The sequence below is a fragment of the Paracoccus sp. UBA889 genome, assembly GCA_002294185.1.
In the GTDB taxonomy this organism is placed as follows: Bacteria; Pseudomonadota; Alphaproteobacteria; order Rhodobacterales; family Rhodobacteraceae; genus Paracoccus.
The window spans coordinates 68,956-79,607 of record DBFD01000076.1 but is presented as its reverse complement, the minus strand read 5'-3'; the positions used below and the strand labels follow the sequence as shown (position 1 = coordinate 79,607).

Annotated in this window: 12 protein-coding genes and 1 pseudogene; 8 read left to right on the top strand and 5 right to left on the bottom strand. The window is 65.7% G+C overall.

Going from position 1 to position 10,652, the window contains the following annotated elements; genetic code table 11:
* A pseudogene (locus tag B4L36_RS15730) lies at positions 1 to 106 on the top strand (YggS family pyridoxal phosphate-dependent enzyme); the annotation flags it as partial.
* Positions 107 to 115: 9 nt separating this feature from the next.
* Here the strand turns inward: B4L36_RS15730 and B4L36_RS15725 are convergent.
* Together B4L36_RS15725 and ribA are read right to left on the bottom strand one after the other, a co-directional pair.
* Positions 116 to 634 carry a L,D-transpeptidase family protein gene (locus tag B4L36_RS15725; RefSeq protein ID WP_292959095.1) on the bottom strand — a complete coding sequence of 173 codons (519 nt, stop codon included), beginning with the start codon at positions 632 to 634 and terminating at the stop codon, positions 116 to 118.
* Entirely contained in the window at positions 631 to 1,689 is a 1,059-nt protein-coding gene (ribA, locus tag B4L36_RS15720; RefSeq protein ID WP_292959094.1) for a GTP cyclohydrolase II, read from the bottom strand. Before ribA ends, B4L36_RS15725 begins: the two co-directional genes overlap by 4 nt.
* A 145-nt stretch (positions 1,690 to 1,834) precedes the next feature.
* On the opposite strand from ribA, the gene B4L36_RS15715 reads away from it, so the two are divergent.
* Positions 1,835 to 2,521: a response regulator transcription factor gene (locus B4L36_RS15715; protein WP_292959092.1), complete on the top strand. Its 687-nt coding sequence runs from the start codon at positions 1,835 to 1,837 to the stop codon at positions 2,519 to 2,521.
* 185 nt (positions 2,522 to 2,706) lie between these two features.
* The gene (locus B4L36_RS15710) at positions 2,707 to 3,789 is read left to right on the top strand and encodes a glycosyltransferase family 1 protein (protein WP_292959090.1); all 1,083 of its coding nucleotides are present in this window, start codon (positions 2,707 to 2,709) and stop codon (positions 3,787 to 3,789) included.
* 289 nt (positions 3,790 to 4,078) lie between these two features.
* On the opposite strand, the gene B4L36_RS15705 is transcribed toward B4L36_RS15710, so the two are convergent.
* Together B4L36_RS15705 and B4L36_RS15700 are read right to left on the bottom strand one after the other, a co-directional pair.
* Positions 4,079 to 5,053 carry a glutathione S-transferase family protein gene (locus B4L36_RS15705; protein ID WP_292959088.1) on the bottom strand — a complete coding sequence of 325 codons (975 nt, stop codon included), beginning with the start codon at positions 5,051 to 5,053 and terminating at the stop codon, positions 4,079 to 4,081.
* Between the two features lie 57 nt (positions 5,054 to 5,110).
* Positions 5,111 to 6,427, bottom strand: a complete 1,317-nt coding sequence (locus tag B4L36_RS15700) for an MFS transporter (protein WP_292959086.1) — start codon at positions 6,425 to 6,427, stop codon at positions 5,111 to 5,113.
* A gap of 151 nt (positions 6,428 to 6,578) precedes the next feature.
* On the opposite strand from B4L36_RS15700, the gene B4L36_RS15695 reads away from it, so the two are divergent.
* From B4L36_RS15695 to B4L36_RS15675, 5 genes are all read left to right on the top strand, one after another.
* Positions 6,579 to 7,364: an exodeoxyribonuclease III gene (locus B4L36_RS15695; RefSeq protein WP_292959084.1), complete on the top strand. Its 786-nt coding sequence runs from the start codon at positions 6,579 to 6,581 to the stop codon at positions 7,362 to 7,364.
* 87 nt (positions 7,365 to 7,451) lie between these two features.
* A complete protein-coding gene (gene trxA, locus B4L36_RS15690; RefSeq protein WP_414692196.1) occupies positions 7,452 to 8,363 on the top strand; it encodes a thioredoxin in 912 nt (303 codons plus the stop codon).
* Positions 8,364 to 8,374: 11 nt separating this feature from the next.
* Positions 8,375 to 9,004, top strand: a complete 630-nt coding sequence (locus tag B4L36_RS15685; protein ID WP_292959080.1) for an LON peptidase substrate-binding domain-containing protein — start codon at positions 8,375 to 8,377, stop codon at positions 9,002 to 9,004.
* Entirely contained in the window at positions 9,001 to 9,198 is a 198-nt protein-coding gene (locus B4L36_RS15680) for a Trm112 family protein (protein WP_292959078.1), read from the top strand. Before B4L36_RS15685 ends, B4L36_RS15680 begins: the two co-directional genes overlap by 4 nt.
* Before the next feature lies 1 nt (position 9,199).
* The gene (locus B4L36_RS15675; RefSeq protein WP_292959076.1) at positions 9,200 to 9,862 is read left to right on the top strand and encodes a rhomboid family intramembrane serine protease; all 663 of its coding nucleotides are present in this window, start codon (positions 9,200 to 9,202) and stop codon (positions 9,860 to 9,862) included.
* Here B4L36_RS15675 and B4L36_RS15670 read toward each other — a convergent pair whose 3' ends face one another.
* Positions 9,863 to 10,594, bottom strand: a complete 732-nt coding sequence (locus B4L36_RS15670) for a DUF2268 domain-containing putative Zn-dependent protease (RefSeq protein WP_292959074.1) — start codon at positions 10,592 to 10,594, stop codon at positions 9,863 to 9,865.
* Between the last annotated feature and the right edge of the window lie 58 nt (positions 10,595 to 10,652).

Sequence of the window (10,652 nt, the reverse complement as noted above, 5' to 3'; positions counted from 1 at the left end):
CCTGCTGTCGATGGGGATGAGCGCCGATTTCGAGGCTGCGATTGCGGAGGGCGCGACCCATGTGCGCATCGGCTCGGCCATCTTCGGCGCGCGGGATTACGACTAGACCGTTGCGCTAGGGGTATTTGGACAACGAAGAAGCCGGAATGATCAAGCGCGTCCCCGGCCCGGCCCGCGCGGCGATCCAGATCAGGTCCGGGCGGGCGAAGGCGATGCAGCCCTCGGTGCCGTATCGGGGGCGGCGCCATTGATGCAGGAAGATGGCCGATCCGCGTCCGGGCACGGCTTTGGGCCCGTTCCAGTCGGTGGTCAGGACCAGATCGTAAAGCGGATCGGCGCGGCGCAGTCTTTCATGGCCGGCGGTCAGCGGGGCGCGGGCATGGTGGTTGTAGGCCGGATGGGCCGGATCATCGCACCACAGATCGCCGGGACCGATGCCGCGCGCCCAAGGGGCCGGAGGCGCCAGGCGGTCGGCGCGATACCACAGCCCGGTGATGCGATGGATGCCGGCCGGAGTCGCGCCGTCGCCTTCGCGCTTGTCAGCGGTAATTCCGGTCCTGCCGATGGCGCAGGGAAAGAGACGGCGGCGAAAGCGGATGCCCCGGGCGGTCAGGACCAGATCGTCCGGGCTCACAGCAGATGTCCGGATTTTTCCGCCTTGGCATCCAGATAGCCGCTGTTGAACCGGTTGCGCGCGGTGATCAGCGGCACGCGCTGCGTCACCTCGATTCCGTGGCTTGCCAGCATGGCGACCTTGCGGGGATTGTTGGTCATCAGCCGCGCCTGTGCGAAGCCCAGCCGTTTCAACAGCGCCGCGCCGATGCGGAAATCGCGTTCGTCATCCTCGAAACCCAGCCGGTGATTGGCCTCGACCGTGTCGAAACCCTGGTTTTGCAGGTCATAGGCGCGCATCTTGTTGGCCAGCCCGATCCCCCGCCCTTCCTGGTTGAGATACAGCAGTACACCCGCCCCGGCCTGCCCCATCGCCTCCAGCGCCGCGCGAAGCTGCGGGCCGCAATCGCATTTCAGGCTGCCCAGTACATCGCCCGTGAAACAGGCCGAATGCAGCCGCGTCAGGACCGGCGCGTCGCGCGGCGGATCGCCGATCTCGATGGCGTAGTGTTCCGCGCCGCCATCGTCGGGCCGGAAGATGTGCAGGCGCGAGCGTTCCGCCGAGGCCAGCGGCAGCCGCGCCGCCGCGACCGGAGCCATCGCCGCCTCGCCGGCCAGCTGCGCCAGCACCTGCCCCGGCGCCAGCAGCGTCAGCCCGGCCGGGGCCGGCGCCCGCACCATCAGCACCGCAGGCAGCAATTGCGCGGATTTGGCCAGCGCCAGCGCCGCCATATGCGGTGTCGCATCGCCGTCGCGTTCCGTGAACAGCGGCCCCTTCATCGGCATCCGCAGATCGTCGGCGGGGTCAGCCAGACCGCGCAACCAGGCCAGATCGGCATCGTCGGGCACCTTCACCCGCGCCAGCCCGCCATCATAGGCCCGCGCCTTCAGCGTTTCGGCCCGCCGCTCCGTGATCGCCAGAACCGGACGGCCAAGCGCCTTCATGTCGGCCAGCCGCTGCGGCGGCAGCGTCTCGACCGCCGCCGCCAGATGGCCGCCGATGGCGACCGGCAGACCCATGCGCAGGTCGGCGCGGGCGCGCGAGACGGTCTCGGCCAGGGTCGGAATCAGGCTCATGATCGCTTTCGGCAGCTAGACGGGTTTGAAACAATCTGAAACATAGTGGCTTTTTCCGACAAAACCATGTGAGATTTCGAACATGCCGCTGGACCGCAGGCCCCGGCACGCCCACTCCTTTGCGCAATGACACACAGGAGGCAACATGGCCGGGTTGAAAAAGATTCTGCTGGTCGATGACGAGGAAGACCTGCGCGAGGCGCTGGCCGAGCAACTGGTCGCGACCGATGATTTCGACGTGACCGAGGCAGGCAGCGGCGCCGAGGCGGTCGAGGCAAGCAAGGGCGCGATCTACGACCTGGTCGTGCTGGACGTGGGCCTGCCCGACACCGACGGGCGCGAATTGTGCAAGAAGCTGCGCAAGCTGAACGTGAAATGTCCGATCGTCATGCTGACCGGCCACGACACCGATGCCGACACGATCCTGGGACTGGATGCGGGGGCGAACGATTATGTCACAAAACCGTTCAAGTTCCCCGTCCTGCTGGCCCGGCTGCGGGCGCAGCTGCGCACGCATGAGCAGTCCGAGGACGCGATCTTTCAGCTTGGGCCCTATACCTTCAAGCCGGCGATGAAGATGCTGGTCGATCAGCGCGACAAGAAGATCCGCCTGACCGAGAAGGAAACCAACATCCTGAAGTTCCTGTATCGCGCGCAGGACGGCGTCGTGCCCCGCGACGTGCTGCTGCACGAGGTCTGGGGCTACAACGCGGGCGTCACCACCCACACGCTGGAGACGCATATCTACCGCCTGCGCCAGAAGATCGAGCCGGACCCGTCGAATGCCCGGCTTCTGGTGACGGAATCGGGAGGATATCGGTTGGTCGCGTAAGGATCGGCCGGCTTGAAATCAGGATTCGGCGCCGCGCGCGCCGGTCCTTCTTTCATGACCATTTTCATTTTGCTTCTGACAGTTTACGTCGCCCGAGCCAATGTGCTTGGCATTGCATAGGTCATGGGTTCAATATGGTTCGTTTTATCAGTCATGGCGTGCGCGCCCACGCTGCCGCAAGACGTTTGGCAAAGGGATGCGCGCCGATCACACGGCTCTTGCTGTCGAGACGGTTTTCACCCCAGGCCAGGGTTCGGGTTCTGATCTTCCATCATCCCAACCGGATATGCTGGGCCAGCATCTATCCCTATTTCCACTACGCAGCAGAACTTGCCGACCGTTATGGTGCCGACATTCGCGCCCGGCCGCTCGCGGATATCCATTCCGACAAGGCCCCTGCGGCGGACGTCATCCTGGTTCAGCCCTGGTTCACCGAGGACATGAGCCGCCTGGCCGAGGCGATTGCCCGATACCGCGCCCGCCACGATCCGGATCGGGTGGTTTTTCTGGACAGCGCCGCGCATGTCGACCTGCGCGCCGGCCGTGACCTTGATCCGGTGGTCGATCTCTATCTGCGCAAGGCGTTGTTTCGTGATCGCAAGATGTTTCAGAAGCCGCGGCTTGGCGACACGAATCTGACCGAATATTACATGGAGCTTCACGGCATTCCGGGACAGGTTGTGGACCGCCGTGTTCCGGACGGCCTGCTGACCCGCCTGGGCCTTTCGCCCAACTTTCTGGTGGCACCACATCTGATGCCGCATTTCCTGATGGACCGCCCCGATACAGGCGCCCGGCCCATCGACCTGCATTCCCGGATCGCCACCGGGGGAACACCCTGGTATCAAGCGATGCGTAGCCATGCGGCCGCGGTGGCGCGGGACATGCCCGGAATCAAGACCACACCACAGGAAAGAATCAGCCAGCCGCGCTTTCTGAAGGAATTGCGTCAATCGAAACTGTGTTGGAGCCCGTTTGGCTATGGCGAATTGTGTTGGCGCGACATCGAAGCCTTCATGACGGGTGCGGTTCTGGTCAAGCCGGACATGTCTCATCTGGACAGCCTTCCCGACCTCTACCGGCCCAATGAAACCTATTTGCCGGTGCGGTGGGACTTTTCAGATTTCGGAGATGTCGTCCGGCAGGCACTGGCCCAGCCGGAGATTCTGCGTCGCATCGCTGCGACCGCGTTCGACGCTTGCAGTGACTATCTTGCCGCACACAGATTTGTCGAGGATTGCGCACCGCAATTGTCGTTCGCCCGGTAGCGCGCTTTGCCCTGGCGGCCCAAGCCGATGACCGTTCCCTGCCCGAGATCTTTGCCGCTGTCTGTCGCCCCGCCAGAGAGATCGGTCAAATTGCGTCCGCATCGTTCATTTCTGGAACCGAAGCCTGCAGCGGGCGTTCATACATCGAAGCCCAGTGGTCGGCGGATGCGGCCACACCCTCCCTCTCTGATAACCCCGGCGTCTCCCGCGCCGGGGTTTTCTCTGACGCGGCCTCCGTCGCTGTCGTGACTCCGTGGGTCCGCGGCAGCCGGAAGGGCGAGGATTCCGATCAGCCCCGCTCGTGCGGCCGGGTCCAGTCCTCATCGGGGCCGATGGGGATGATGCGGTGCGGGTTCACCATGTCCTGGCTGTAGTAATAATGCCGGACGAAATGATCCGGCCGCACCGTCGCCGCGATGCCGGGCCATTGGTAAAGCTCGCGCGCCCAGCCCCACAGGTTCGGATAATCCACGATGCGGTGGCGGTTGCATTTGAAATGCGTGTGATAGACCGGATCGAAGCGGGCGATGGTGGTGAACAGGCGCCAGTCGGCCTCGGTGATCATTTCTCCGGTCAGATAGCGGTGCCGCGCCAGAAGCCCCTCGATCCAGTCGAGACTGTCGAACAAGGGCGCGACGGCCTTGTCATAGGCCTGTTGCGTTGTCGCGAAACCGGCCTTGTAGACGCCATTGTTGACGGTGTCGTAGATGCGGCCGTTCACCTCGTCGATGCGCGGCCGCAGATGTTCGGGCCAGTAATCATCCTCGTTCCCGGTAACGGAATCGAAGGCCGAATTGAACATGCGGATGATGTCGGCGCTTTCGTTGGACACGATCGTGTCGCGTCCGCGGTCCCACAGGACCGGCACGGTGACACGACCCGACGCCTGCGGATTGGCGCGCAGATAGATGTCGCGCAGGAAGGGTTCGTCAAACAGCCTGTCGCCGGTCGCGCCGGGGAAATCCTCGCGAAATTCCCACCCCTCGGCCAGCATGTCGGGATGGACGACCGAGACCTCGACATGATCGCCCAGGTCCTTCAGCGCGCGGAAGATCAGCGTCCGGTGCGCCCAGGGACAGGCATAGGACACATACAGATGAAAGCGCCCGCTTTCGGCCCTGAAGCCGCCCTCGCCGGATGGCCCGGGCGTGCCGTCCGCCGTCACCCAGTTGCGGAACTTTGCCGTATCGCGGACGAATTCGCCGCCATGCGCATCCGTATCATACCATTCGTCCTTCCAGACGCCTTCGACAAGTTGGCCCATTCTGTCCTCCTGTGATCTGGCATCAGAACGGGCCGGGGCGGCGGAAGGTTTCGCGGCTCAGCCGATGGCGGTGTCGCGGGTCTCGGCGCGAACCAGCAGCAGGGCAGCCGCAGCGACCAGCAGCAGCACCGCGAAGACCCCGATGGCAAAGCCGAAGCCCCTGGCAAAGACAACCGCCAGCAGGCTGGGTGCAAGGATGCCGCCCAGCCGCGCCATGGCGCTGGCTGTGCCCATGCCGGTGCCGCGCAGGTGGGTTGGATACAGCTCGGGCGTGAAGGCGTAGAGCGCGCCCCAGGTGCCCAGCAGCGCAAAGCTCATCAGGATCAGCGCGCCCGCGATCATCGCCGTGCCGGATGCCAGGGTGAACAGGAAGCAGCCCGCCGCGCTGAGGATCAGGAACCCCATCAGCGTGGCACGCCGGCCAAGCGCCTCGACCCCCCAGGCGGCCAGCGCATAGCCGGGGATCTGCGCCAGCGCCAGGATCACCAGAAAGCCGTAGCCGCGCACGAAGCCGAAGCCTTCCGTCGCAAGCTGACCCGGCACCCAGACGAAGACGCCGTAATAGCTGACGGAAACCAGGAACCAGACGATCATGACACCGATGGTCCGCATCCGCAGGATCGCGGAAAAGATCGACCGCTCGGCGCCGGCCGGAACCGGTGCGGGGATCAGTTCGGCACCCGCCGGCAGGGTCCGCATCCCGTTGGCGGCCAGCACCCGGTCCACCACTGCCTTCGCTTCGGCAGCACGGCCCTGGCGCACCAGATACATCGGCGATTCGGGCACCCAGAGGCGCAGGAAGACGCCGATCAGCGCCGGGATCGCGGCGATGGCGAAGATCCAGCGCCAGGGCGCCGCCGCGCCATAGGTCGCGGCGATCCATGCCGTCAGCGCGATGACGATGGTGCCGATGGCCCAGAACCCTTCCAGCCAGACCAGCCAGCGGCCCCGGTTCCGGGGTGGCAGGAATTCGGCCATCATCGCGTAATCGACCGGCAGGGTGCCGCCAACCGCGGCGCCGGTCAGGAAGCGCAGCACCAGGAGCCACGTGAAATCCTGCGCGAAGACCGAGGCCAGGCCAAAGACCGCATCCATCGCCACGGTCGCCATCAGCAGGTTCCGCCGCCCGATCCGGTCGGCGAGGCGGCCGAAGATCCAGGCGCCGAAGAACATGCCCAGAAAGAACACCGTGCCGATCTGGAAAGCGGTCACACGTTCGATCCCGAAACTGGCCGCGACCGATGGCGCGGCAAAGCCCACGGCGATGACCTGCATCGCATCGGCCGCCCAGACCAACCCGAAGATCGCCAGAAGGCGGGCCTGAAACCGGCCCGTGCCACCGCGCGACAGCGCCTCGTCCACCGTGATCTGCATGTCGATCCCTCTTGTCCGCGTTCATTCTTTTCAGCCTCTTAACGCTAGGGAAGCCGATCACCAAGCGGTGATTGCGGCAGCGCGGCATCACCGGCGCCAACTCGACACAGGCAACCGCCGCCGCTAGGGTCCGCCCGAAGAAGGAGATCCCATGTTCACGCTTGCCACCTGGAACATCAATTCGGTCCGCCTGCGCGAGGGCCTGGTCGCGAGATTGCTGCGTGACGAGGCACCTGACATCCTGTGCCTTCAGGAATGCAAGTCGCCGGTCGAGAAGATCCCGCTGGACCAGTTCCGGGCGCTTGGCTATGGCCACATCGTCGCGCGTGGGCAAAAGGGCTATAACGGCGTTGCGATCCTGTCGCGCCTGCCGATCGAGGATGCGGGCGACCGCGATTATGCGCAGCTTGGCCATGCGCGCCACGTAGCGGCCCGGCTGGAAAACGGTGTGGTGATCCACAACCTGTATGTGCCCGCCGGCGGCGACATCCCCGACCGCGAGGCAAACGTGAAATTCGGGCAGAAGCTGGATTTCCTGACCGAAATGCGCGACGTCTTTCACGCCGACAACCCGCGCAGGTCGATCCTGGTGGGTGATCTGAACATCGCCCCGCGCGAGGATGACGTCTGGTCGCACAAGCAGCTTCTGAAGGTCGTCAGCCACACGCCGATCGAGGTGGATCACCTGCTGGCCGCGCAGGATGCGGGCCAATGGGTGGACATCACCCGCAAGGACATTCCCGACGGCCGGCTCTATTCGTGGTGGAGCTATCGCGCCCCCGACTGGAACGCGGCCGACAAGGGGCGGCGGCTGGATCACGTCTGGGCCAGCCCCGACATCGCCAATGCCGGTCATGGCAGCCGTGTCCTGCGCGACGTTCGCGGCTGGGACAAGCCCAGCGATCACGTGCCGGTCTTTGCCAGCTTCGATCTGTAAGCGCGGCAGACCCTTTCGCTTGGCACGATCTGGCCCCATATTGCGGGCAACGAAATTCGATCCGAACCATCCGGGGCCGACATGACAATGCTTTTCGATGGCGCAGCGACCGCGCCCAAGACCGACGATTTCATCAAGGACGTGACCGAGGCCGATTTCATGGCCGAGGTGGTCGAGGCGTCGATGCAGGTGCCGGTGATCGTGGATTTCTGGGCGCCGTGGTGCGGCCCCTGCAAGACGCTGGGCCCGCAACTGGAGGCCGAGGTCACGCGCCACAAGGGACGCGTCCGCATGGCCAAGGTCAATGTCGACGAGAACCAGATGATCGCCGGGCAGCTTCGCGTGCAGTCGATCCCGACGGTCTTTGCCTTCTTTCAGGGCCAGCCCGTCGATGCCTTCCAGGGCGCGGTGCCGCAAAGCCAGGTGAAGCAATTCGTGGACAAGCTGGCGGCGATGGGCGGGGGTCAGGATGACGGCCTTGCCGACGCCCTGGCCGCGGCCGAACAGATGCTGGAGGATGGCGAGGCCGGCGATGCCGCCGAGACCTTTACCGCCATCATCGGCGAAGAGCCCGAGAACGCCGATGCCTGGGGCGGCCTGATCCGTGCGCATCTGGCCTCGGGCGATGCCGCCGCCGCCGCATCGACCCTGCAACAGGTGCCCGACGCCGCCGCGAAATCCGCCCCGGTCGAGGCCGCGCGCGCCCAGTTGCAACTGGCCCAGCAGGCCGAAAGTGCCGGGCCGCTGGGCGAATTGCAGGCCCGGGTCGAGGCCGATCCCGCCGATCAGCAGGCGCGGCTGGAATACGCCACCGCACTGCACGCGGCCGGTCAGGTCGAAGAGGCCATCGACGTGCTGCTGGAGAGTTTCCGCCGTGACCGCGACTGGAACGATGGCGCGGCCAAGGCGCAGTTGCTGACCATCTTCGACAGCCTCAAGCCCACCGACCCGCTGGGCCGGCGTGGCCGCCGGCGCCTGTCCTCGATGATCTTCGCCTGATCTGCGAACTGATGGGATTCCGCTTCGATCTGCCGCCCCGCATTCCGCTGTTCCCGCTGCCCGGCGCGGTGCTGATGCCGCGTGCCAAACTGCCGCTGCACATCTTCGAGCCGCGCTATCTTCAGATGATGGAGGACGTGCTGAAGACCGATCACCGCCTGATCGGCATGGTCCAGCCCGAAGGCGACGGGCTGGCCACGATCGGCTGCGCCGGCCGGGTCATCGCCTTTTCCGAATCCGATGATGGACGGCTGATGATCTCGCTCAAGGCGGTGTCGCGGTTCCGGCTCGCCGATATCGAGGAAGGTTTCGCGCCCTATCTTCAGGCCCATATCGACTGGACCGGCTTCGATCGCGACCTGAAAGGCCCCGAGCGGGATCCGGGGCTGGATCGCGAACGCCTGTTTCCGCTGCTGCAACGCTTTCTGTCGCAGCACGAGCTGTCAACCGATTGGGGCGCCGCACAGGAGGCCGAGGACGAGATGCTGGTCAATTCGCTGTCGATGATGCTGCCCTTCTCGAATTCGGACAAGCAGGCGCTGCTGGAATCGCCGACCCTGGCGGATCGGCGCGAATTGTTGCAGGGACTGATCGAATTCGCGCTGCATGGCGGCGGCGACACCGAGGAACGGCTGCAATGAGCGATCTCGACCACCCCGGCTTCGACCGGCACATGCTGGAGGCGCTGGTCTGCCCGGTCAGCCACGGTCGGCTCAGCTATGACGCGACCCGGCAGGAACTGGTGTCGCAGACCGTCGGGCTGGCCTTTCCGATCCGTTCCGGGATCCCCATCATGCTGATCGACGAGGCGCGCCAGATCAAGGCGGATGACTGAGATGCAATCGCCCCGCGCCGTCCCCAACACGGTCCGCGCCCGTCGCGCGCGTCCGCCCCTGCCCCGTTGGGTGATCGGGGTTATGGTGCTGTGCACGGTGATCGAGGCCGCCTTCTGGCTGGCCCCCCTGGTCGGGCTGGGAGGCCTGCGCCGCGCCGCGGATTTCCTGGGCGGCTTCTGGTCGCCGGTCTTCTGGGCCGGTCACGGCATCTATCCGTTTCAGCCGCTGGTGATGTTCGCCAGCTATGGCCTGCTGCATTCCGGGCTGGCCCACCTGGCCATGAACATGCTGTCGCTGATGGCCATCGCGCGCGAATTGAACGTTCTGATCGGCGCGCGGCGCATGTTTGTGGTCTATGTCGTCAGCCAGATCGCCGCGGCCCTGGCCTTTGCACTGATGGCCCCCGATGCGGGCCCGATGATCGGCGCCTCGGGCGCGATCTTCGGCCTGGCCGGGGCGCTGATCGGCCATGCCGCCGTGGCGGGCTGGCGCCTGAATCGCCCGCTGGGCCAGTTGTGGCGCGGCGTGGCGCTGATCGTGGTGCTGAACGTGGCGCTGACCGTGCTGATCCCCTCGATCGCCTGGGAGGCGCATCTGGGCGGCGCCGTCACCGGTCTGATGATGGGCGCCTTCACCGGCCATCGCGCGACGCGCCGGCGCTGATCATGCCGGCTTCGGGCCGATGTCTTCCGGTTCGGGCGCGGGATCGGCCGGCGCGGCCCTCGGGCCTTGCGCATCTTCCCGTTCGTCAGGCACGCCGTCGCTGCCGACCAGCCGCCGCATCGCGGCGCGGAAGATGTCGGCCTTGCTCCATGCCAGCGTCGCCGCAGTCTCGGTCCCGTCCGCCTGCGCCAGATGCTCGGCCACCAGCCGGTGGCCCAGCCCGTAGCCGGTCCATTTGCGCAGGTCGCCCTTTCCGAAGAACCAGCGTGCATGGTCATAGCCCAGCCGCGCCCATTCGTTCATCGCCGCCCGCGCCGCCCCCGAGGCCGGCGTCACCGCATCCCAGGGATCGGGTTTTCCGTCCAGAACCTGCCGCACGAAATGCCCCGCCAACCCTTCGCTGACCAGCGCCTCGCCCAGCGATTTGCCATAGCCCGGCCCGTCCCAGCGGATCAGATGGTGGAATTCGTGAACCAACGTGCGCAGCATCAGGCCGGAATCGAATCGGTCGGGGTTCAGGCTGATCTGGATCAGCCCCGGCGCCGGGGCATGGCCCCCGATTCCCCATTCCGGAATGACATCGCCGCCCGCGCGCACGATCAGATCGAAACGCGGCAGATCGGCGTGGCCCTGCGTCCGGGCCACCGCGTCCCGCAGCGTGGCACGAAGCTGAGGCATGATGCGCGTCAGATCATTGCGCGCGTTCAGAAGATGAATGTTCCAGACCGTCATGGCAGGTATTTTCGCAGGTTCGAAAGCGACGCGCCAGCGGCAAGCGGCGCCAGGCAGC